24 protein-coding genes and 1 tRNA gene are annotated in these 22,143 nt (G+C 53.8%); 16 read left to right on the forward strand and 9 right to left on the reverse strand.

Going from position 1 to position 22,143, the window contains the following annotated elements; genetic code table 11:
* Nucleotides 1-30 precede the first annotated feature (30 nt).
* Genes GGR95_RS07765 through GGR95_RS07780 form a run of 4 tightly spaced genes read left to right on the forward strand, consistent with a single transcriptional unit; the run spans nucleotide 31 to nucleotide 3,582 of the window.
* Nucleotides 31-1,017, forward strand: a complete 987-nt coding sequence (locus GGR95_RS07765) for a TRAP transporter substrate-binding protein (RefSeq protein ID WP_184564487.1) — start codon at nucleotides 31-33, stop codon at nucleotides 1,015-1,017.
* A 48-nt stretch (nucleotides 1,018-1,065) separates the two neighbouring features.
* Nucleotides 1,066-1,587: a TRAP transporter small permease subunit gene (locus GGR95_RS07770; RefSeq protein WP_184564489.1), complete on the forward strand. Its 522-nt coding sequence runs from the start codon at nucleotides 1,066-1,068 to the stop codon at nucleotides 1,585-1,587.
* Nucleotides 1,580-2,869: a TRAP transporter large permease gene (locus GGR95_RS07775; protein WP_184564491.1), complete on the forward strand. Its 1,290-nt coding sequence runs from the start codon at nucleotides 1,580-1,582 to the stop codon at nucleotides 2,867-2,869. The genes GGR95_RS07770 and GGR95_RS07775 overlap by 8 nt, the downstream gene beginning before the upstream one ends.
* Nucleotides 2,866-3,582: a GntR family transcriptional regulator gene (locus GGR95_RS07780; protein WP_184564493.1), complete on the forward strand. Its 717-nt coding sequence runs from the start codon at nucleotides 2,866-2,868 to the stop codon at nucleotides 3,580-3,582. Before GGR95_RS07775 ends, GGR95_RS07780 begins: the two co-directional genes overlap by 4 nt.
* Before the next feature lie 225 nt (nucleotides 3,583-3,807).
* Here the strand turns inward: GGR95_RS07780 and GGR95_RS07785 are convergent, their stop codons facing one another.
* From GGR95_RS07785 to GGR95_RS07795, 3 genes are read right to left on the reverse strand one after another with little or no spacing between them, the layout of a single operon-like run.
* Entirely contained in the window at nucleotides 3,808-4,569 is a 762-nt protein-coding gene (locus GGR95_RS07785) for an amino acid ABC transporter ATP-binding protein (RefSeq protein ID WP_184564495.1), read from the reverse strand.
* A complete protein-coding gene (locus GGR95_RS07790; protein ID WP_184564497.1) occupies nucleotides 4,566-5,240 on the reverse strand; it encodes an amino acid ABC transporter permease in 675 nt (224 codons plus the stop codon). Before GGR95_RS07790 ends, GGR95_RS07785 begins: the two co-directional genes overlap by 4 nt.
* 5 nt (nucleotides 5,241-5,245) lie before the next feature.
* The gene (locus tag GGR95_RS07795; RefSeq protein WP_184564499.1) at nucleotides 5,246-5,998 is read right to left on the reverse strand and encodes an amino acid ABC transporter substrate-binding protein; all 753 of its coding nucleotides are present in this window, start codon (nucleotides 5,996-5,998) and stop codon (nucleotides 5,246-5,248) included.
* A gap of 451 nt (nucleotides 5,999-6,449) precedes the next feature.
* Between GGR95_RS07795 and gdhA the strand changes: the two genes are divergently transcribed.
* From gdhA to GGR95_RS07810, 3 genes are all read left to right on the forward strand, one after another.
* Nucleotides 6,450-7,799 carry an NADP-specific glutamate dehydrogenase gene (gene gdhA / locus GGR95_RS07800; protein ID WP_184564501.1) on the forward strand — a complete coding sequence of 450 codons (1,350 nt, stop codon included), beginning with the start codon at nucleotides 6,450-6,452 and terminating at the stop codon, nucleotides 7,797-7,799.
* 243 nt (nucleotides 7,800-8,042) lie between these two features.
* Entirely contained in the window at nucleotides 8,043-8,219 is a 177-nt protein-coding gene (locus tag GGR95_RS18900) for a recombinase family protein (protein ID WP_246423330.1), read from the forward strand.
* 603 nt (nucleotides 8,220-8,822) lie between these two features.
* The gene (locus GGR95_RS07810) at nucleotides 8,823-9,578 is read left to right on the forward strand and encodes a class I SAM-dependent methyltransferase (protein ID WP_184564503.1); all 756 of its coding nucleotides are present in this window, start codon (nucleotides 8,823-8,825) and stop codon (nucleotides 9,576-9,578) included.
* A gap of 441 nt (nucleotides 9,579-10,019) precedes the next feature.
* Here the strand turns inward: GGR95_RS07810 and GGR95_RS07815 are convergent.
* A tRNA-Ile gene (locus tag GGR95_RS07815) sits at nucleotides 10,020-10,096 on the reverse strand.
* 114 nt (nucleotides 10,097-10,210) lie between these two features.
* Between GGR95_RS07815 and purM the strand changes: the two genes are divergently transcribed.
* The 3 genes from purM to rnd are packed head-to-tail and all read left to right on the forward strand — an operon-like array spanning nucleotide 10,211 to nucleotide 13,067.
* Nucleotides 10,211-11,257 carry a phosphoribosylformylglycinamidine cyclo-ligase gene (purM, locus tag GGR95_RS07820; RefSeq protein WP_184564505.1) on the forward strand — a complete coding sequence of 349 codons (1,047 nt, stop codon included), beginning with the start codon at nucleotides 10,211-10,213 and terminating at the stop codon, nucleotides 11,255-11,257.
* Nucleotides 11,254-11,853 (forward strand): phosphoribosylglycinamide formyltransferase, encoded by a 600-nt coding sequence (gene purN / locus GGR95_RS07825; RefSeq protein ID WP_184564507.1) that lies wholly within the window; start codon nucleotides 11,254-11,256, stop codon nucleotides 11,851-11,853. The genes purM and purN overlap by 4 nt, the downstream gene beginning before the upstream one ends.
* A 56-nt stretch (nucleotides 11,854-11,909) precedes the next feature.
* Nucleotides 11,910-13,067: a ribonuclease D gene (gene rnd, locus GGR95_RS07830; RefSeq protein WP_184564509.1), complete on the forward strand. Its 1,158-nt coding sequence runs from the start codon at nucleotides 11,910-11,912 to the stop codon at nucleotides 13,065-13,067.
* Nucleotides 13,068-13,125: 58 nt separating this feature from the next.
* Here the strand turns inward: rnd and GGR95_RS07835 are convergent, their stop codons facing one another.
* Nucleotides 13,126-13,653, reverse strand: coding sequence for a hypothetical protein (locus GGR95_RS07835; RefSeq protein ID WP_184564511.1), 528 nt, complete (start codon nucleotides 13,651-13,653; stop codon nucleotides 13,126-13,128).
* Nucleotides 13,654-13,802: 149 nt separating this feature from the next.
* On the opposite strand from GGR95_RS07835, the gene GGR95_RS07840 reads away from it, so the two are divergent.
* The gene (locus tag GGR95_RS07840; protein ID WP_184564513.1) at nucleotides 13,803-14,210 is read left to right on the forward strand and encodes a SufE family protein; all 408 of its coding nucleotides are present in this window, start codon (nucleotides 13,803-13,805) and stop codon (nucleotides 14,208-14,210) included.
* Between the two features lie 2 nt (nucleotides 14,211-14,212).
* On the opposite strand, the gene GGR95_RS07845 is transcribed toward GGR95_RS07840, so the two are convergent.
* The 4 genes from GGR95_RS07845 to bmt form a co-directional block, all read right to left on the reverse strand.
* Nucleotides 14,213-14,848 (reverse strand): DUF1638 domain-containing protein, encoded by a 636-nt coding sequence (locus tag GGR95_RS07845; RefSeq protein WP_184564515.1) that lies wholly within the window; start codon nucleotides 14,846-14,848, stop codon nucleotides 14,213-14,215.
* On the reverse strand, nucleotides 14,845-15,000 hold the full coding sequence (locus GGR95_RS07850; protein ID WP_184564517.1) for a hypothetical protein: 156 nt from the start codon (nucleotides 14,998-15,000) through the stop codon (nucleotides 14,845-14,847). The genes GGR95_RS07845 and GGR95_RS07850 overlap by 4 nt, the downstream gene beginning before the upstream one ends.
* A gap of 95 nt (nucleotides 15,001-15,095) precedes the next feature.
* A complete protein-coding gene (locus GGR95_RS07855) occupies nucleotides 15,096-15,794 on the reverse strand; it encodes a corrinoid protein (protein ID WP_184564622.1) in 699 nt (232 codons plus the stop codon).
* A gap of 152 nt (nucleotides 15,795-15,946) precedes the next feature.
* A complete protein-coding gene (gene bmt, locus GGR95_RS07860) occupies nucleotides 15,947-16,960 on the reverse strand; it encodes a betaine--homocysteine S-methyltransferase (protein ID WP_184564519.1) in 1,014 nt (337 codons plus the stop codon).
* A gap of 257 nt (nucleotides 16,961-17,217) precedes the next feature.
* Between bmt and purC the strand changes: the two genes are divergently transcribed.
* The 5 genes from purC to GGR95_RS07885 are packed head-to-tail and all read left to right on the forward strand — an operon-like array spanning nucleotide 17,218 to nucleotide 22,075.
* Nucleotides 17,218-17,979: a phosphoribosylaminoimidazolesuccinocarboxamide synthase gene (gene purC / locus GGR95_RS07865; protein WP_184564521.1), complete on the forward strand. Its 762-nt coding sequence runs from the start codon at nucleotides 17,218-17,220 to the stop codon at nucleotides 17,977-17,979.
* 51 nt (nucleotides 17,980-18,030) lie between these two features.
* Nucleotides 18,031-18,261, forward strand: coding sequence for a phosphoribosylformylglycinamidine synthase subunit PurS (gene purS, locus GGR95_RS07870; protein ID WP_184564523.1), 231 nt, complete (start codon nucleotides 18,031-18,033; stop codon nucleotides 18,259-18,261).
* Nucleotides 18,261-18,929, forward strand: coding sequence for a phosphoribosylformylglycinamidine synthase subunit PurQ (gene purQ / locus GGR95_RS07875; protein ID WP_184564525.1), 669 nt, complete (start codon nucleotides 18,261-18,263; stop codon nucleotides 18,927-18,929). The genes purS and purQ overlap by 1 nt, the downstream gene beginning before the upstream one ends.
* Before the next feature lie 35 nt (nucleotides 18,930-18,964).
* The gene (locus GGR95_RS07880; protein ID WP_184564527.1) at nucleotides 18,965-20,737 is read left to right on the forward strand and encodes a sensor histidine kinase; all 1,773 of its coding nucleotides are present in this window, start codon (nucleotides 18,965-18,967) and stop codon (nucleotides 20,735-20,737) included.
* A gap of 3 nt (nucleotides 20,738-20,740) precedes the next feature.
* Entirely contained in the window at nucleotides 20,741-22,075 is a 1,335-nt protein-coding gene (locus GGR95_RS07885) for a sigma-54-dependent transcriptional regulator (RefSeq protein WP_184564529.1), read from the forward strand.
* The last annotated feature ends 68 nt before the right edge of the window (nucleotides 22,076-22,143 follow it).

Genomic DNA, 22,143 nt, shown 5'->3' on the forward strand with positions numbered 1-22,143 from the left:
AACAGTTCCACTCAACAGGAGGAAACAACAATGACACTGATGACCAAGATTTTTGCAGCAACAACTGCGCTGACCCTGACAGGTACCGCTGCTGTGGCACAAACCAACTGGGACCTGACAACGGCATGGGGCGCCAATAACTTTCACGCACAAAGCGCGATCGCATTCGCTGATGCGGTACGCGATGCAACCGATGGGGCGGTTGATATTACCGTACATTTGTCTGGTGAGACGGGCGTTAAAATTACCGAAAAACTGGCCGCAGTAGAGAATGGCATCGTTCAGATGGCCGATATGTTGCTTTTCCTCCAAGCGGGCGAAGAACCCTTTTTGGGCGTCGACACCTTGCCTTACCTGATCCAAGGGCAGGATGAGATGAAGACGTGGCTTGAGGTGGCTGGCCCGACCTATGACGCGATATTCGCGCGCCATAACCAGAAGGTTCTCTATTATGTGCCGTGGCCATCGCCTGGCGTTTACACCAAAGAACCGGTTGTCAGTGCCGATGACATGAACGGCCTGCGCATCCGCTCGTTTAACGCGACTTCATTTACGTTCCTTGAGAAGATGGGCGCGGCGCCTGTTGAACTGCCGTTTGAAGAATTGGCGACGGCTGTGGCTGCTGGAACCGTTGATGGTGCCGCAACCTCGACCTCAACTGGAGCGAACTCAAAGCTGTATCAGTTTACTGGCAACTTTAATCCGTTGAACTGGTCGATGTCGCCGGATGCTGTGACCGTAAACCTTGATGCATGGAACGGTTTGACCGATCAAGAACGCGAAACGATCCAAAGCCTCGCCGATGAGATGGAGGCGGATTTTTGGGCGGCTTCTGCGCAAGAAGATGCGTCTAAGACAGCCGAGTTGGTTGAGAATGGCATGGTGATTTCCACCGCCGATGAAAGCCTGAAGGCGAAAATGGCGCAAGCAGGTAAGGCGATGTGGGCAGCATTCTTCCTAGATGTGCCCGAAGCGCAAGCCGTTGTTGAGGCTTATGCCGCGAAAACTGGCAAGTAGGTAGATGCACGGGGGCGGGCAGGCTCGCCCTCGTGTGCTTTGATTGATATGAACCGTTTACTCACCCTCATTGACCGATTGTCACGATTGGCCGAGCTTGCTGCCGTAACCTTGATATTCGGGTACTGCATTTTGATGCTGACCGAAGTCGTCGCCCGTGCCCAAGCGCGCAGCTTTTCCTTCACTTGGGAGTATAGCCAATACGCGATGGCTGCGGTCTTTGCGCTGGCCTCTGGGCCTGCAATCCGAACGGCGGTGCATGTGCGCATCTCCTTGCTCACTGAAAAACTGCCCGCTGGTGTTGCTAGGGGGATGGATGTGGTGGCCAATCTGGTTGCGCTGATCATCGTGGCGGCGATTGTGAACGCCATGTGGACCAAGGTTTCCGTTTCCTTTGACCGTAATATCCTTGCGACCTCGGTTTCAAAGACACCGCTTTGGATTCCACAGGCGATTATTTTGTGGGGGTTTGCACAACTTTGGCTTGATCTGCTTGCTCGGTCGATACGTCGCATCGCCAACCAACAGTTTGAATGGCGCGGCGCAGATAAGGAACAAGCTGATGTTTGAGATCGCAATTGTCGCCTGCCTTCTTTTTGTGGTCCTGCTGGCGGGGTCCGTCTGGATCGGCCTGTCCTTATTTGCGACGGGCTATTTGATGCTATCGATATTTAAACCCAATATACCGATGGATATCTTCAGCAGCGGTGTGATCTGGGGCGCTATGATCCCCACGCCTTTGTTGTCGTTGCCGCTGTTCATTTTGATGAGTGAAGTATTGGTCAGCGCAGGTTTGGGGCGGTCGCTGTTTTCGGGACTTGCCCCGTGGGTGGGGCGTTTGCCGGGCGGGTTGCTGCATGTGAATGTTGTTGGATCGACTCTGTTTGCCGCTGTGTCGGGATCGTCGGCTGCGACAACGGCCATAGTGGGCAACGTGAGCCTGCCAGAGTTAGAAGCCCGCGGTTATGACCGTCAGTTGGCGATGGGGTCGCTGGCTGGGGCAGGGACGTTGGGGTTTTTGATCCCGCCGTCAATCATCATGATCATTTACGGCGTCGTTGCCGAGCAATCTATCTTGGAATTGTTCATCGCAGGGGTGATCCCCGGGCTGACGCTGGCGGCGTTTTACATGATCTACATTGCTGTGCATCAGACCCTCACCGGAACCCAGCCGCATGTTGAACGCCCGACGCGCCGTGAACTGCTGGGCGGGTTGCGTGATATCGGGCCGATTGCAGCCTTGATCGGCACCATAATGGGCGCGCTCTACCTTGGGTTTGCTAGCGTCAGTGAACTGGCGGCCTTAGGGGTTCTGGGGGCCGTACTGATCTCTGTCGCGATGGGGCGGTTTAGTGTGGGCGCGTTGATCGCCGCTGGACGGCGGGCTGTGCGTACATCTGCGATGATCGGGCTTATTGTGGTTGGTGCAGCTCTTTTGAATTCAGCATTTGGGTTCTTGGGAATACCCAAGGCCATTGCGGGACAGATCGCCAGTTTTGGCCTGTCTCCCATGGCGCTTATCGTTGTCTTGTTGGTGTTCTATGCTGTGTTGGGTATGTTTCTTGATGGGACATCGATCATTGTGATGACCCTTCCGATCACATTGCCATTGATTACGGCGGCAGGGTTTGACCCGATTTGGTTTGGTATCTTTGTCGTCGTGGCCGTTGAGATCAGCCAGATCACGCCGCCTATCGGGTTTAACCTATTTGTCATCCAGTCCCAAACTGGGGAAAGCATAGGCACCATCGCGCGGGCGGCTTTGCCTTTCTTTGGTATCTTGCTGGGCTTTGCGATATTACTTGCAGTGTTTCCCGATCTGGCCCTCTGGCTCCCTAGGACATTGCAATGACAACATTACACCAACAGCTGTCAGATTCCCTTTTGCAAGAGATACAGTCAGGCAAGCTGAGCATTGGTGACAAGCTTCCACCCGAAGCGGATTACGCCGTCGAACTTGGCGTCAGCCGCTCCACGCTGAGGCTGGCCTATTCCGAGCTTGAGCGTCTGGGGGTTTTGCAGCGCAAAAAACGTGCGGGCACGACGATCATCGCGGACCGTCCCCAATCGCGTTTCAACATGAGTACAACAGGTTTACATGAATTGCTGAGCTTGGGGCGCGATACGGAGTTGGTCTTTACCGGAACCCAAACGGTGCACACGGCTGCCATTCCCCAACTGTGCGGGTATGAGAGCGAAACCGATCACTGGCTGGAAGTCAGCGGCACGCGCACCTTGGCCGGGGAAACCAAGCCCTTTAACAGCACCCAAATTTATGTGCCTGCCCGTTACGCTGCTATTGAACATATATTAGAGCAAAGCGGACCGTCCGTATTTCGAACGATTGAAGAGCGGTTTGACATTGTTGTGGGGCGGGTCAGTCAGACGGCGCAGGCCATTCGCTGTCCTGCTGCCATAGCGCAGATCATCGGTCTTGATGTTGACGCGCCTGCGCTGCGGATTGTGGCACAACTATACGACAGTAATTCCATTCTCATGGAAATCTCTGTGGCGACGTTTGATCCTGAAAAATTTCAGCTGCAAACAGACGTTAAAATCGACTAAAGCATCTATTGGCTAGCTGAGGTGCACGCCGCCCCAGTGATGGGGCGACGCAGTCGGATCAGGCGGGGGCGCTGCCCAAGTGGCGTATGAACGACCAATCGGTTGTGTGGCCGATGTATCCCAAATCCAACGTCCTGACCTCGAAAGTCAGGTGTTTTATGTATTTCCTTGTTCAACATCTGCCGTCAGTCTTGGACATAGGCGACCAGCCCAATTGACGTAGGACTAGTTGGGGCCGGTTTTGGCAACGCGTCGCAAAAAGCTTTGCGTGCGCGGATCATCAGGGGACTCAAGAAGTTTCTCAGGCTTCCCTTGCTCAATAATCTGACCATCAGACATAAAAATAATCCGGTCCGCTATTTCGCGCGCGAATTGCATCTCATGTGTGACGATCAGCATGGTCTGGCGCTTTTCGGCGACACGGCGCATCAGGTCTAGAACCTCGCCAACCCATTCGGGATCAAGAGCGGAGGTTGGTTCATCGAACAGCATCAGATCAGCATCCAACGCCATCGCACGGCCAATGCCGACGCGCTGCTGTTGCCCCCCTGAAAGGGCTGCGGGATAGGAATCGGCCTTGTCGGCCAGACCTGTCTCGCGCAGGGTTTCATCGGCACGGGCCAATGCGTCGGCTTTGGATTGTCCTTTGACGGTGATCAGCGCCTGCGTGATGTTTTCGCGGGCTGTCTTATTCGCAAAAAGAGCGTAGTTCTGGAAGACAAAGGACGTACGGCGCCGAAGGGCCAAGATGTCAGACCGTGAAGCCGTGGCGGGATCAACCGTTAGATCGCCCATCCGAATGGTCCCGCTGTCAGGACGATCAAGATAGTTCAAACAGCGGAGCAGAGTGGACTTTCCCGTACCCGACGGACCAATGACGACAACCCGCTCACCGGGTGCGATGTCCAGCGATATGTCCTTGAGGACAGAGGTGGTGCCGAAGGATTTATTCAGCCCCGTGATGGAAATGGCAGCATTTGAGGTCATCTTGCATAGGCCTTGTTCAGATAGGTTTCCAAGTGGCGTTGCGCAAAAGACAGCGCCTCGACCATGATCCAGTAGATCGCAGCGACAACCAAAAATGCCTCAAAATACAGAAAACTGCCCGCAGCTTCCTTTTGCGTCGCACCCATAAGTTCAGTGACCCCCAAGGTGAACGCAAGTGAGGTGCCTTTGATCATGTCGATAAAGTAATTGACCAACGTTGGTGCCGCCACACGTGCAGCCTGTGGCAGGATGATGTGCCCCATCATTTGCGTTTGGGTCATACCAACGGCTTGGGCCGCTTCCCATTGGCTGCGATCGACCCCCAAGATTGCGGCACGGATGCTCTCGGCCATATAGGCCGAGAAGTGGAGCGTTAGCCCCATGATGGTGGCCGTTACGCCGTTGATTGTAGTCAGAAACGCCAAAACCTGCGGCAGGCCGTAATAGAACAGGAACAGTTGCACCAGCAGCGGCGTGCCGCGAAAGAAGCTGATGAACAGACGCACAAACACGTCGAGCACTGGCACGCGGAATACACGTTCAACAGCCATAACCGACGCCAATATAAGGGCAAAAAACATCCCTATCAACGCCATGAAAAGTGTCAGAGGAACATAACCCAAAAGAACGGGAACCAATTCCCACATGTATTCAACGTCCAGCGCGCGCATGAAAGTTACTCCGCGACTGTAATGTCAGCGCCAAACCACTTTTGGGAAATTTCGGCCATGGTGCCGTTTTCCTTCAGTGTGGTGATGGCAGTATCGATCCGGTCACGCATTGCGATCCCGTCTTCGTCGTTACGGAAGGGGAGCGCATTGCGAATTTGGCTGAATGGTTTGCCAGCCAGTGCCAGCGGCAATGGGCTTTCTGCGATCAACTGGGCCGAAGACACGCGATCCATCACAAAAGCATCTACGCGACCCAGTGCGGTGTCTTGTGCGATATTGCTCTCATAGGTGCGGATGTCGATTTCCTCGGCGTTCGGCAACTCGTTCAACAACTGCTCAAAGTTCGAACCCAGATTTACCGCGACAGTCTTGCCGCTGAGGTCTTCAACGCTGGTGATTGTTTCTTCGTTACCCTTTTTGACCACAACCTGTGCTCCATCAAAAACATAGGGTTGCGAAAAGGCAAATTTTGTCTCGCGCTCGGGTGTGATCGTAAGCTGGTTGGCAATGGTATCAATCCGCCCTGTTTCCAGCGCGCCAACCAGACCGGAAAATGACATTGTGACAAAGTTCACTTCGTCGCCTGTTTCCGCTGCGATGGCATTGATGAAATCAACTTCAAACCCTTGCAACACATCAAGCTTGACGAAAGTGAAAGGGAAGTAGCCGCCCGACATGCCCACGTTTAGCGTGTCGGCTTGCGCCGCGCCAAAGGAAGCCGAGAGGGCGAATGCTGTTATTGCTAGTGACTTTTTCATTTTTATCTCCGTTCGTTTGAGGTGGAAGTAACACGTCAAAGCCGCGCTTCAATGGCTAGAACAAAGACAAGACCAGCATTGTGTATACGCTGATTTGGCTGGGAAATCGTTCTTCTGGGCTGACATTTTAGAGAATGGCGGCCTCGCAGTGTGGCAATACTTTGTGTAGCCAAGTCTGAAAGGTGAACTGAAAGTAGTAAACACGACAGGGCAGGGCGCCGTGCAACCCATCATAATCTATGTTCGTTGCAACCCTATTGCAGCACAGATTCGGGCCGTAATTCTCTAAAATATAAAGCTCCTAAGGCCTTTGGAAAAATCGTTTTAAAACTGCACCGAAGCTGGCCTTTCTTTGGTGTTATGAATACTTCTGTTTTGACCGAAATCGTTTGCCCAGAGGATGCTCTTAAAATTCAAAGCGCATCACAAAGATGAACAGAAAGACTTAACGATGAACACCGTAGATGAAAAACTCCAGCCGATCCTCAGTACTGTTTTGCACCGCAATGCAGGTGAGCCCGAATTCCATCAGGCTGCACGCGAGGTATTGGAAAGCCTTGGCCGCGTCATCGCGCGCCACCCTGAATATTCAGACGAAGCCCTGATTGAACGTATTTGCGAGCCCGAGCGCCAGATCATTTTCCGCGTTCCATGGATCGACGACAATAACCAAGTTCAGATCAACCGCGGTTTCCGGGTTCAGTTTAATTCTGCCCTTGGCCCTTACAAAGGCGGTATCCGCTTTCACCCTTCGGTCAACGTCGGGATCATTAAGTTTTTGGGCTTTGAGCAAACCTTTAAAAATGCACTGACAGGTCTGCCGATCGGCGGCGGGAAAGGAGGGTCTGATTTCGATCCAAAAGGAAAGTCTGATCGCGAAATCATGCGCTTCTGTCAATCCTTTATGATCGAGCTACATCGCCATATCGGTGAATACGTTGATGTACCCGCCGGAGATATCGGTGTTGGTGCACGTGAGATCGGTTACATGTTCGGGATGTTCAAGCGGCTGAACAATCGTTTCGAGGCAGGGGTTTTGACTGGTAAGGGCCTTGTCTATGGCGGTTCTCGCGCCCGCAAAGAGGCAACCGGCTTTGGCACAGTCTTTTTTGTGCGCTCTATGCTGGCTGTCAAAGGTACCGATTTTGAGGGTAAACGTTGCGTGGTTTCAGGGTCTGGCAACGTAGCGATTTACGCAATGGAAAAGGCCATATCCTTTGGGGGCAAGATCGTCGCTTGCTCGGACTCTGGTGGTTATATTGTCGATGAAAATGGCATTGATCTGGAGTTAGTCAAACAGATTAAAGAGGTGAACCGCGGTCGCATCTCTGAATATGTGGCTCTGCGGGGTGGCAACTGTCATTATGTTGAGGGTGGCTCGATCTGGGATGTCCCATGTGAAATCGCGCTCCCTTGTGCCACCCAGAACGAGTTGAACGGCAAGAACGCAAAAGTACTGGTAGAGAACGGTGTGATTGCGGTTGCAGAAGGTGCCAACATGCCCTGCACCCCAGAGGCGGTACATTTGTTTCAGAGTGCAAAGGTAATGTTTGCACCGGGAAAGGCGGCCAACGCAGGCGGCGTTGCAACATCGGCCTTGGAAATGCAGCAAAACGCCAGCCGCGACAGTTGGAGCTTTGCCAAGACAGAAAACCGGTTGGAAGAGATCATGACCAATATCCATGCGGCCTGCCATGAGACAGCGGAAGAATATGGCGCATCCGGGGATTATGTCCTTGGTGCCAATATTGCAGGCTTTGTACGCGTGGCAGAAGCAATGCGCGCGATGGGTGTGATTTAAATTCACTTGTGAAATGAAGGCACCGCCCTGTAAGGGGCGGGCCTTGCGTTGGTCGATGCCATTGGCCAGCGCTTTATCCGTCTGAAACTTGCTCCTGTTTAACGCCGAACGGTAAAAAGCCTGCGCAGCGAACCTCAAAGGCGCAATAAAAAAAACTGGTTTGTGGTGCAGGCGCAAACTACTTCCGTTAACGCCCCCCCAAAACTGTTTAAAATATAGTTGGTTGTTGAAGGTTTTCTCTCTTTGGCTGAGGACATCGACACGACAACCCCAGCGGGGTGGCCCGTTTCCCATGTCTTCGCTTCCATCTCCCAATTTGAGCGCGATGGCATTTCCGACCGAACCAAAGAGGGGTTTTCCGGCGCCCGTAAACGCGGACGTGTTGGAGGTAGGCCTCTTGCATTGCTCGCAGAGCGCTAATCCGAGGTGGTGCGTATGCGCGATCAGAAAGGCCGTGGCATTCTTGAGCTGGCGCGGCGGCTTGAGGTTGGTGCAAACACCATCAAGCGGCTTAAGGGATGAACGGAATGGCTTTATGCTAGTCCCATGCCTTATGGGTCGAGTTTGCCAAAGTTATGTGAACGTGAGGCACTGTTGCAAACAGCACTAAAAGTGAACTTTTGGACGCCCATAAGACAATAGACAAACATTTAACTCTGGGTGAGGCATCAAATGAAACAGGGGTTTAAAAGTCTACTTTTTTAGAGGCTTTAAGGTCAGGGAAGTTGTCGTATTTTGCACTACCAAAGCCTGAAAGAGAGGCCACGGGGCAGGGGGTTGCAATTCGATAGATTCTAGGGCCATTCAAGAAGGTGAAAGCTTAAATGATACCTTTAGTTTTAACTGCTTCACATCATTCAGCATGCCACGTACCGTGACCTTAGGCCAAATCCATCAAGGGGAAGGGGCCACTCGACCTCAGGTCGTTTTGTTCAACCATGCCTTGCTGAAGGTACAAAAAACGTGATTAAGTAAAATGGTTGTTTGTGGTAAATTAATATAAATGAACGGGATTTTCGTATTATGATCACCTTTGAGGAGCTTCTAGAAGCCACGAAAGATCCACGTATCGTTGCGCTAGACACAAGTGTCTTCTCACCCGATGACATGGTTAACATTATTCTACAAAGATCCGAAGTTCTAGGTGATCAACATCGCTCGGGAAGGGCGATCAAGGCATGGGCGGAGGGAGACCACGGGCCTGTGAAAGAGTATGTTGAACAAATGGGCGACACATTGGTACGCCGCGCAGCAGCTATTATATGGCTGGAGTATCTCGAACTCAAACCAACCCTGGATACTTTGTCTCCTAAAAGCGTTGCGGATATCGGTTGTGGATATGCGATATTTGATCTCTTTTTGTGGCAGGATTATCCCGGCCGTATCCTATTGATTGATCTTGAGACAACAAAAGAACGTCATTTTGGGTTTGAAAAAGAAGGAGCAGCCTATTCCAATTTGAACGTCGCTAGACAGTTCTTGGAAGCCAACGGCGTCACCAGCTCTGATATAATATGCATTAATCCAAGGACTGCTGATCTTACTAAAGAAGCGCCTGTTGATCTGGCGGTAAGTTTCATTTCCTGTGGATTCCACTATCCCGTTGAAACTTATATAGACCTATTTAAAACAGGTGTAGAACCTGACGGTGCAGTAATCTTAGATGTACGCAAAAGGAAATTGGAAGCTGCTACACTGTCTCTGCAAGACCTCGGGAAGGTTACAGTCTTGACAGCAGCAGCCAACGGTTCTGCAAGCCGGATCATGTTGAAGAAATGACACGCGTTCGGCGTAACGCAATTCTTGAGCGACGCAGATAGGTCGCTGACTTGTAGTTCGCCACTTCAGAGGCTCTGAACCATTTGGGGCGCAGCGCGGACGACCTTGCCCCTTTCTGGGTACTTAGATTCGTCTGGGGTCTTTGGCTCCAAGGAACATGAAGAGGCGGTAAAGACCTGAAATAATATGCCTTTTCGAATGCGGTCTTGTCACGCTTACGTCATGGCTGCCCGAGCAACACAATATGAAATCATGAGCCTGATGGCTCACACGGAAGTAAAAAACTGATATTTACACAAAAGATGTCGAGCGAGCAGGCTTAGCCGCAGTCGTAATTGAGAGAATGTCAAAGATAGATTCTGAAAATGTGGACTATGCTGTCTAATGTGTGGTCCACAATCATGTCGAAGCCCCAATAAAATATGGCGGAAATTGGGGTGTTGGTAGGCCCGGCAGGACTTGAACCCGCAACCAAAGCGTTATGAGCGCTCTGCTCTAACCAGTTGAGCTACAGGCCCGCCGAGGGTGTGGGTATTGTGCAATGACGCATTCGTCAAGGGTTTGCGTTGCGACTTTTTGCTGAATGATTTAGGTCGGATGGCAACGGATTTTCAGCCAGAGGCATTTTGAGAATGAACGAGCGACAAAACGGGATCACTTACGCAGACGCGGGAGTGGATATTGATGCGGGAAATGCATTGGTTGAACGGATCAAACCAGCAGCAAAGCGCACAACGCGTTCTGGTGTTATGTCAGGGCTGGGCGGCTTTGGTGCGTTATTTGATCTCAAAGCGGCAGGATATAATGATCCGGTTCTCGTTGCGGCCACCGACGGCGTAGGCACCAAACTGCGTATCGCGATTGATACAGGCAACGTGGACGGCGTGGGCATTGACCTAGTGGCCATGTGTGTCAACGATCTGGTGTGTCAGGGCGCTGAACCGCTGTTCTTCCTTGATTACTTTGCCACGGGCAAACTGGAGCTGGATACAGCGACACGTATCATCGAGGGAATCGCCACAGGCTGTGAGCGCTCAGGCTGTGCATTGATCGGTGGTGAGACGGCTGAAATGCCCGGCATGTACCCAGAGGGTGATTTTGACCTTGCAGGGTTTAGCGTCGGCGCGATGGAGCGGGGCGGTACGTTGCCCAAAAATGTGGCGGCGGGCGATGTGTTGCTGGGCCTTGCCAGCGACGGTGTGCACTCGAACGGCTATAGCCTTGTACGTGTGATTGTTGAACATTCCGGCATGCAATGGGATGATCCTTGCCCGTGGGATGGCGGCACTTTGGGAGAAGTATTGCTGACGCCTACACGCCTTTACGTGAAATCGGCACTTGCTGCGGCACGTGCCGGCGCGGTGAATGCGCTGGCCCATATCACAGGCGGCGGTTTGACAGAGAATCTGCCACGCGTTTTGCCTGAGGGTTTGGGCGCGCAGATCAATTTGAATGCTTGGGAATTGCCCCCCGTGTTTCGCTGGTTGACGGCGCATGGCGGCATGGATGAGGCCGAGTTGTTGAAAACCTTTAACTCGGGGATTGGCATGATTGTTGTCGTGCCCGCAGATAAAGTCGACGAAGCGCGCAAGCTTTTGGCCGATCATGGCGAGACAGTGTTTGACCTTGGTACTGTGGTTGAAGGCGAAGGCGTCACCTATGAGGGTAACCTCGTTTGACACTTCGGGTTGCTGTTTTTATCTCTGGCGGCGGCTCCAATATGGTGTCGCTGCTGGACGATATGGCGCGGGCAGGGCACGCAGGCGCGCCTTGTGTTGTGCTGGCCAATAGCGCCGATGCGGGTGGGTTGGCACGCGCGCATGAGCGCGGTGTGCCAACGGTTGTAGTGGATCATCGTCCTTTTGCAGGTGATAGGCCCGCGTTTGAGGCGGCGATTAGCGCGGCGTTAGAGCCCCATGCACCTGATATCATTTGCCTTGCTGGCTTTATGCGGATGCTGACGGGGGGCTTCACCGACCAATGGGCGGGGCGGATGCTCAATATTCACCCGTCGCTATTGCCCAAATACAAAGGCTTGCACACACATGCGCGTGCTCTTGAGGCCGGCGACGCCGAGCATGGGTGTACCGTTCATGAAGTCACAGCCGCGCTGGATGACGGCCCGCTGCTGGGGCAGGCGCGTGTGCCTGTGCTGGAAGGCGATACGCCTGACACTCTGGCGGCACGTGTGTTGGTCCAAGAACATTTACTTTATCCTGCCGTGTTGCGCCGTTTTGCAGCCGGCAATCACGAAATGCTGATTTTACAAAGCTGACTGGTCATTCCTCTGCGTATTCTGTACCGCTAGGCCAGCCCAAGGAAATATTTGCTATGCGCACGATTACGACAACTGAAGAACTGGCCGCTTATTGCAAAGAGGCTGCGAACCATCCCTTTGTGACTGTTGATACGGAATTTCTGCGCGAGCGGACGTATTATTCCAAACTGTGTTTGGTTCAGTTGGCCATGCCCGGCACCGACGATAGTGGCGCAGTATTGGTCGATCCGCTGGTTGATGGCCTGTCGATGGAACCGTTATACGACTTGTTCCGTGATACTTCGGTGGTCAAAGTTTTCCATGCCGCACGGCAGGATCTGGAAATTTTCTTTGTGGATGCACAGGTTTTCCCTGAGCCGCTGTTTGACACTCAGGTCGCCGCGATGGTTTGCGGATTTGGCGAACAGGTGGGCTATGAAACACTGGTGCGCAAGATTGCCAAGGAGGGCGTGGATAAGACATCGCGCTTTACCGATTGGTCACGTCGTCCGTTGACGGATGCGCAGAAAACTTATGCGCTGGCGGATGTGACGCACTTGCGCCAAGTCTATGAGTTTCTGGCGGCCAAGCTGGAAAAAACGGGCCGTCACAAGTGGGTAGAGGAAGAACTTGAAGTTCTGACAAACCCCGATACCTATATCACTGCGCCACGTGATGCGTGGAAGCGGGTAAAAACGCGTACAAACTCTGGCCGTTTTCTGGGGATTGTACGGGAACTGGCTGCCTTCCGTGAGGCTTATGCACAAGATCGCAATGTGCCGCGCAGCCGTGTTTATAAAGACGATGCCATGGTTGAGTTGGCCTCAAATAAACCCAAAAATCACGAAGAGTTGGGCCGTGCACGTCTTTTGCTGCGTGATGCGCGCAAAGGCGAGATCGCGGATGGTATCCTCAAGGCGGTGGCTGCGGGTCTGGCCTGCCCAAATGATGATTTGCCCCAGCCAGATCGTGGCCGCGAGAAGCTACAGGTAAACCCTGCTTTGGCGGACTTGCTGCGTGTGTTGCTTAAGGCCAAAACTGAAAGCTCGGGGGTTGCTGCCAAGCTGATCGCGACCGCAGCCGATCTGGATGCAATCGCGGCAGGAGAGCGGGATGTGCAGGCTCTAGGCGGCTGGCGTCTGGAAGTATTCGGCACAGATGCACTGGCGCTTTGTGCTGGTAAAATCGCGCTGACAGCGGCAGGCAACGAAGTAAAAGTTGTGCCGGTTTAATACCAGCACAACTTAATCAGCGTTCAATCTATTTAGAAGTATCGGCGCGCCGTTGTGATTAGCGGCGCGTTACTTGTGCGTTGCGCACGCCTTCGACACGGATGCTGCGAACACCGTTCAATGTCTGACGGGTAACTTTGCGCGCCGCAGTCACTTCGCGGGTCGCGGGTCCACCTACAGCGGTATTTGCCGCAGGCGCCACACCCTCAAGACGGTAAGTTAACACGCCATCAATCGGGGTTTCATCTTCGTTAGCTGGGGTCAGTTGCACAGAGTAGATGCCTTGACGCGCCGCCAAACCTGTTGCGCGGATGATCGCACCACCTGAAACCTGTTCAACGGTCAGGTTTGTGATCTCGTCAAAGGGTTTGCCAATGTAGATCGCGTTTTGTGCGCGGCGTTTGGAGAATAAGCCGGTTTTGGTTGGGATCAGCGGGTTGATCGTGGCCGGGTCTTCGGTCGCGGCAATGGCTTCGGAGGTGCTGCGGCCAAACCAGTTCACAGGATTAAGGGCGCTTTCGCGCACCACGCCACATGCGCCTAAAGTGAGGGATGCAACCAGAAGAACAGAGAGGGAAATACGCATTGGACCTGCCGTGTGATACTGTCATTTAAAACAGACCTATCCCATCGCTGCGTCTATGGAAAGAGGCAGGTCGGGGAAAGAGGCAGGGGCTGGACGTTTGTGCAACTAACGCCTACCTCACAGGTAAATGCAGATCACAGGAGCACATCATGGCGACCCCGCAGTTTGAAGAATTGGTCGAGGATTTCGAATTTCTGGACGATTGGGAAGACCGTTACCGCCATGTGATTGATCAGGGCAAGGCGATGGAGGCCTTGGCGCCTGAGCTTTGTGTGCCTGCGACCAAGGTAGACGGCTGTGCCAGTCAGGTCTGGTTGCATGCGGAAATGAAAGACGGTCTCCTGCATTTTGATGGGGCATCAGATGCGTTGATTGTATCCGGGCTGATTGCTGTGCTGCGCACGCTTTATAACGGGCTGACGCCTGCGGACGTTTTGGCCGTGGATGCACGGGCTGAAATGGGGCGTTTGGGCTTGAACGAACATTTGTCGGCACAACGATCAAACGGATTAACCGCAATGATCGAGCGTGTGCGCGAAACCGCCGCAAAAGCCTAGTGTTAAAGCTGTTTGAGCGCCGTTTTTAGATCACCATAGCCTGTGTATCGGCGCTCAAATGCCAGGCCTAGGCGTTCGGCGCAGGTTTGCGCCTTTTGCGTCAGGGCCGGATCATCCGTTTGGGCCTGATAGACCAGCTTTTCATAATTTCCGAAATACATATCACGCAGCTCTGGGTGGCGATCGAGGCCCATGGGTTTGATGACAAAAGCGTCAAACTGGCGGACCAAAAAATCCGTGAGATAGAACGTGGTGATCTCATCCGCGCTGGTTTCGGCGAAGCGGTCATTGCCTTCAAAAAAGCTGTAGCAATGTGGGCCTGCGATCATCTGCACTCCCAGTTCTGCGCAGGCCGCTTGTAGTAAGCCGCCCGTGCCACAATCGGCATATGCGATGAAAATGTCGTCGTAATCATGGCGGTGCTTTGCCACGCTTTGCCGTACAGCATCGGTGATTTTGTCCGGGAAAAGGTGGTAATTGGCGGGCAGGCAGGTCAGATCCATGTGGGTCCAGCCGTTAGCCTGTTTTAGATCAATGATTTCACGTGCCAATGCGCCACAGGCGATGATCAGGATTTTCCCCTGCTTGCTGGTCAGCGGCAGTCCTTCACTTGCCAATTGGGTGTCACTCAGGCTCATTTACGTAGCCAGATGAAAAGGAGCGCGGCCGTCAGTCCGACAACGGTGGTCAATGCCGTTAAGACAATACCAAGTTGGATCAGCAATAATACGGTGATGCCAGCGGCGATAATCACCGCAAGCAGCATCACAAGGTAGGGCAGTGGGGGCATGTATGTCTCCGATCTATGGGAGTAAGATAGGGCGTCTATAGAAAGAAAAAAGGCCCCGCATATGCAGGGCCTTCAGTCTCAAACAGCAAATATCTTCACGCGTTGGCGCTGTTGTGTTTGCGCGCGACCCATTCTTTTGCGGTCTCCACCGCGACGGCAGCGTCACGGCAATAGGCATCCGCACCGATGGCTTTGCCAAATTCTTCGTTCAAGGGCGCACCGCCAACCAGCACGATATAGTTCTCACGGATGCCTTGTTCGATCATCGTGTCGATGACAACTTTCATATAAGGCATTGTGGTGGTGAGCAGGGCAGACATTCCCAAAATATCGGCGTCTTCTTTTTCAAGGGCTTCCAGATAGGCGTCAACGGAGTTGTTGATGCCCAGATCAACCACTTCAAAGCCCGCACCTTCCATCATCATACCGACAAGGTTCTTGCCAATATCGTGGATGTCGCCTTTGACTGTGCCGATCACCATCTTGCCCACACGTGGCGCACCAGTTTCGGCAAGCAGCGGCTTGAGAATAAACATGCCGCCTTTCATCGCGTTGGCCGCCAGAAGCACTTCGGGGACAAACAAAATACCGTCACGGAAATCAGCGCCAACAATGGTCATGCCGCCGACAAGCGCTTTGGTCAGGACGTCGTAGGGTGCCCAATTGCGTTCGAGCAGAATGTTGACGCCTTCTTCGATCTCTTCTTTGAGGCCGTCATAAAGGTCGTCGAACATCTGTTGGACAAGCTCTTCGTCGTCGAGTTCCGAGAGGATGATATCGCCTTCTTCAGACATTGTATTCCCTTTCATGGCGGGCCGTTGGGCCATCGTTTAATTTGTTTTGTCAGACCGTGGCGAAAATACTGAGGCATTTGCGACCAGACAGGCCCAAGCTGCGACGTGAGGTCGCAGAAAACATCAGCAATCATGCCTGCGCGGTGAAAACCCTAGCTGCGGCGGCGGCCACGGCGTGGCGCGCGTGTTGGGCCTTCGCCATCGGTGCCGTCGCTTTGGGATGAAAACGCACCAAGCGCCGCAACAATTTCTTCCAGATCTGGTGTTGATCCTTTGGGCGTGGTGTCCAGTGCTTCGCGCATTTTCTCCAGATGCGAGGGCATGGTACCGCAGCAGCCGCCAATGATCTGTGCACCGCAATTGCGGGCCATGATCGCATAGGTCGCCATCAGTTCTGGCGTGCCGTCATAATGGATGTGGCCCTCAACGTATTTCGGGATGCCCGCGTTGCCTTTGGCTACAATCGGAACGGCGCTGCCTTTGGCCGCAAAACCCAAGACGGTGCGCAGAAGGTCAGACGCACCTGTGCCGCAGTTCGCGCCAAAAGCCAGCGGTTTGTTGTCCATTTCGTCAACCATATCGACCATACCAGCCGAGGTCATGCCCATCATCGTGCGGCCTGCTGTGTCAAAGCTCATCGTGCCGACCCATGGTAAGCCTGCCAGTGCAAAGCCTTCGGCGGCAGCGCGGTATTCTTCGGGCGCGGAAATGGTTTCTAGCCAACCGATGTCAGCACCGCCTGCTTTCAGGCCATCCGCAGTTTCGTGGAACATCTCGACAGCACTTGCATGGGTGAGCGGGCCTACGGGCTCCATGATCTCGCCCGTCGGGCCAACTGATCCGGCCACCAGAACTTTGCGGCCTGCGGTATCCGCCACTTCACGGGCCAGTTCGGCTGCAACACGGCTGAGCTCATGGGCGCGCTTCTGGGCGTTGTGCAGTTTCAGGCGGGAGGCGTTTGCGCCAAAGCTGTTGGTGAGGAACAGATCAGAGCCTGCGTTTACGGCACCGCGATAAAGCGTCAGAATATTCTCTGGCTTGTCGGTGTTCCAGAACTCTGGCGGCTCGCCCGACATGAGACCCATATTGAACAGGTTGGTTCCGGTGGCACCATCGGCCAAAAGAACGCCCTTTTCGGCGAGAAGATCAATCAGGGGATTTGTCATGGTATATGCTCCGTATACAGGCTTGCGCGCTCATTTCATGGCCCTCTATTCAAGGCAAGTTCATAATCTTCATCATCTTTATGAGGTATGGCACGTTGGCTACTGCCAAACGCCTCATTTTTGACAGGTATCAAGGCTTGGGCGAGGTCGTATAACATTGGTTCAGCTGGAGTCTTGCAGCACTGTGCCGTGTGCACTAAGAGAGGCACAACAGGGCAGCGGGACTCCCCCGCGCCCAAAACTGACAGGGGACGCCCATGGCCCGCCGCAAGAAAATCTACGAAGGCAAAGCAAAGATTCTCTATGAAGGCCCAGAGCCTGGAACGATTGTTCAGTACTTCAAAGACGATGCCACTGCTTTCAACGCTCAGAAAAAAGACGTGATTGACGGTAAAGGTGTTCTCAATAACCGTTTGTCCGAATATTTCATGACCGGATTGAACCAGATCGGCGTGCCGACGCATTTCATCAAACGCCTCAATATGCGCGAGCAATTGGTGCGTCAGGTTGAGATCGTGCCGCTGGAAGTGATCGTGCGCAACTATGCGGCGGGCACCATGTCCAAACGTTTGGGCATCGAAGAAGGTACACAGCTGCCGCGTCCGATTGTTGAATACAGCTATAAAGACGATTCTCTGGGTGACCCATTGGTCAGCGAGGAACATATCGCCGCTTTCGGATGGGCCAGTCAGCAAGACATGGATGACATCCTGAGCCTAGCGCTGCGCGTGAATGATTTCATGTCTGGTGTGATGTACGGTGTGGGGATCAAGCTGGTTGACTTCAAAATCGAAGTTGGTCGTGTCTATGACGGTGATTTCCAACGCTTGATCGTGGCGGACGAGATTTCTCCCGATAGCTGTCGTTTGTGGGACATTGAAACAGGTCGCAAGCTGGACAAAGACGTGTTCCGCCGTGATTTGGGTTCGTTGACGGATGCATATACAGAAGTCGCCACGCGGTTGGGTGTGATGCCCAAAACCTCGACGCCGGTTTCGAAACCAACGCTGATCAACTGACACCTGCTGTCGGATTGAGTTTAAAGGCTAAATAAAGAAGAGGGACGGGCCATGAAAGCACGGGTGCACGTGATGTTGAAGAATGGGGTTCTTGATCCGCAGGGTGAGGCCGTGCGCCATGCTTTGGGCGCGATGGGCTTTGATGGCGTGCAAGCTGTGCGTCAAGGCAAGGTGATCGAGCTTGATCTGGCGGACGGTGCCACGCAGGCAGACGTTGAGCAGATGTGCGAGAAGCTGTTGGCGAATACTGTGATCGAGAGCTACACGGTGGAGATCGCCTGATGCGCGCAGCTGTCGTTGTTTTCCCGGGTTCAAACTGTGACCGCGATCTTGCGGTGGCATTTGAGCAGGCGGGCGCCGATGTCACCATGGTGTGGCACAAAGATAGCGAACTGCCGCAGGGCGTCGATATCGTTGGTATTCCAGGTGGTTTCTCTTACGGGGATTACCTGCGTTGCGGGGCAATTGCAGCGAATTCACCTATTTGCAAATCTGTTGCGGCCCATGCGGCGCGCGGTGGGTATGTGATGGGGGTCTGTAACGGCTTTCAGGTTTTGACCGAAACAGGTTTGCTGCCCGGTGCGTTGCTGCGTAATGCGGGGCTGAAGTATATCTGCAGAACCGTTGGCCTGAAGGTTCAGACGGCCTCTTCGGACTTCACAAACGGGTACGCCGTTGGTGATGTGATCGACATTCCGATTGCCCACCACGACGGGAACTACTTTGCAGATGCGGAAACGATTGCCGCGTTGAAAGGGGAAGACCGGATTGCGTTTACCTATACCGATAACCCGAATGGGGCGATGGCGGATATTGCGGGCATTCTGTCCGAGAACCGTCGTGTGTTGGGTATGATGCCGCACCCCGAACGGGCGGCAGACGCCGGGCATGGCGGCACCGATGGGGTGGCGCTCTTCCGCGCATTGGCAGGGGCCTTGGCCACCGCCTGACTTGAGCGCACGCTGCCCTGTGGTAGTGTGCGTTTATGAGCAAGGATAGCAGCAGCGTGAAAATTCCACCATGGCAGCCCGCTGCGATCAGCTGGCGGGTGCGCATCGCTTTGGCGGTGCTGTTAATCTTTGCTGTTGTTGTAATCTCGGTCACCAACCGATTACTGACGGACCGTTTCACTGACACAACGCGCAGCCGCGCTGAGTTGCGGATCGCACTTTATGGCGGGAACCTTCTGGCAGAGCTGCGCCAGAACGCCATTGTGCCGCAGTTGTTGGGGCGTGACCCGACGTTGATCGACGCGCTGGAAAGCGCTGATTATTCTCTTTCCACACAGCGGCTTATTTCCTTTGTAGAAGAAATCGGCGCGGCGTCTTTGATGTTGTTGGATATGGACGGGCGCACAGTGGCTGCGACAGACCGTAACCGTATTGGCGCAGGGCATCGGACAGAGGCCTATTTTGTGGATGCGATCCGCTCTAACGCGACAATTTTCAGCGTCATCTTGCAAGAAACAGGTGGATATCGTTTTTTCTATTCGCGCCGCATCCAGAATGGCGGTGCCACAGTTGGGGTGATCGCCGTTGAAGTGGATTTGCGCAAATTTGAACGCGCTTGGGCCGGAATTTCAGATGCGGTGATTGTTGCGGATAGCAATGGCGAAATCCTGTTGGCAACGGAACCATTGTGGCGCGGAAAAACCGAGGCAGAAGCGCTTGAAAACCAGACACCGCAGAGCGCGATTGAGCGGGCGATCCAAGCCACAGCTGATTGGACCGCGCTGCCCCCTGATGCCTATTTGCGTGGCGAAGCGGTGATGCGGCTGGAGTCGCGGGTGAATTTCCGTGGCTGGCGCATGGTGAGTTACACGACTTATGCATCGGTGCGCGAGCGTGTGAACGGGGTTTTGGCGCTTGAGGTCATGGGCTTTGCGATTCTCTTGGCACTGGCTTTCTATTTTACGAGCCGCCGCACAGCAGGACGCGCCGCGATTTTCCAACGTGAGTCGGCGGAGCTTCGCGCATTGAACGTGGCGCTACAGCGCGAAATCGCCGAGCGCAAACGGGTGCAGCAGACGCTTGCCGTGGCAGAACAAACGCTTGAGCAATCCAGTAAATTGGCCGCGTTAGGCGAAATGTCTGCAGCGGTAAGTCATGAATTGAACCAACCGCTTGCGGCAATGAAAACCTATCTGGCAGGCGCACGGCTGCTGTTGATGCGAAATCGCCCCGATGAATCGCTCAGCGCTTTTGGCCGGATTGATGACCTGATTGAACGGATGAGCGCGATCACGCGGCAGCTAAAATCCTATGCCCGCAAGGGGCAAGAGACGTTTACACCCGTGAATATGGCCGATGCGCTGGCTTCGTCACTGTCGATGATGGAACCGCAATTGCGGCAACGTCAGGTGCAGATTGTGCGCATCCTGCCCGACGATGCTGTTTATTCGTTGGGGGACCGGATGCGGATTGAACAAGTTCTGGTCAACCTCTTGCGCAATGCTTTGGATGCCACCAAATCAGAACGGAACCCGATGGTTGAAATCATTTTGACCGCCGGAGAGACTGTTACATTGACCGTGCGTGACAACGGACCCGGCATTGAGGACTTGGATGCATTGTTCGAGCCGTTTTATACAACCAAACAACCCGGCGACGGTGTTGGTCTTGGCCTTGCGATTTCTTCGGGGATTGTAAGTGATCTTGGCGGTAGGCTGACGGCACGGAACGGGCAGGCGGGTGGCGCGTTGTTCGAGATGCAATTGCCGATCTATGACGGCACAAAAGAAACGAAGGCGGCGGAGTAAAATATGGCACAGGCTATGAAAATTGCGATTGTCGATGACGAAAAAGATATGCGGCAGTCGATCAGCCAATGGCTGGCCCTGTCGGGCTATGACACGGAAACATTCGCCAGCGCCGAAGATGCGCTGAAAGTGCTGGGGCCAGATTATCCGGGGATTGTGATCTCGGATATCAAAATGCCGGGCATGGACGGGATGCAGTTTTTGAAGAAACTGATGGGCAGTGACAGTGCGCTGCCGGTCATCATGATCACAGGCCATGGCGATGTCCCTATGGCAGTTGAAGCAATGCGCGTCGGCGCGTTTGATTTTCTTGAGAAACCGTTCAACCCCGACCGGATGAGCGAGCTGGCCAAAAAGGCAACTGCTACGCGCCGTCTGGTGATGGATAACCGCCTGCTGCGTCGCGAATTGTCTGATGGCGGCCAGTTGATGAAAAAGCTGATTGGCCAAAGCCCCGTGATGGAGCGTTTGCGTGAAGATATCCTCGATCTGGGGCAGGCGGATGGCCATGTTCTGATAGATGGTGAAACGGGGACGGGCAAAACTTTGGTTGCCCATGCTTTGCATGCTGTTGGCTCGCGGGCGGGCAAGAAATTTGTGCTGGTCAGCGCCTCTGCCTATGAAGAAGAAGCGCTGAGTAAACGTCTGTTTGGGCCGATGTTGCCAGAAGATGCGCAGCTTCCTGCGGTTGAAGAAGCCCGCGGTGGTACATTGGTGTTGGAAGACATCGAAGCGCTGTCAGAAACGCTGCAAGCGCGTTTGTTGGCCGTGATCAATGAACAAGGCACCCCTGCCGAAACGCGGATTGTTGCAATTTCAAATCTGCAAGAAGCGGGGCGCACCTCGGAAGATGTGCTGCGCTCTGATCTGTTTTACCGTTTAGCAGCCTTGCGCATCACTGTGCCGCCCCTGCGGCAGCGTGGCGAAGATATTTTGACCTTGTTCACGCGGTTAAGCGAGCAATTCTCCGAGGAGTACGGCTGCGATGCGCCGCAGGTGACTGCGCAAGAAGCGGCGCAGTTGTTACAGGCACCTTGGCCGGGCAATGTCCGTCAATTGATCAACGTTGCGGAACGCGCTGTCCTTCAATCGCGCCGGGGATCTGGCACTATTGCGTCGTTGTTGATGTCTGACCATGACGAAATGCAGCCGGTGATGACGACTGAAGGCAAACCGTTGAAGGAATATGTCGAGGCGTTCGAGCGGATGTTGATCGATAACACGATGCGGCGGCACAAAGGCTCTATTGCCAGCGTGATGGAAGAACTTTGCCTGCCGCGCAGGACGCTGAATGAAAAGATGGCGAAATACCAACTGTCCCGTTCAGACTATCTGTAATCTGAACGGTTCGATATGCGACCAGCACGCATAAAAAAGGGGCGCAGTTCATGCGCCCCTTTTGCTGT

This window comes from Sulfitobacter undariae, assembly GCF_014196805.1.
Lineage (GTDB): Bacteria > Pseudomonadota > Alphaproteobacteria > Rhodobacterales > Rhodobacteraceae > Sulfitobacter > Sulfitobacter undariae.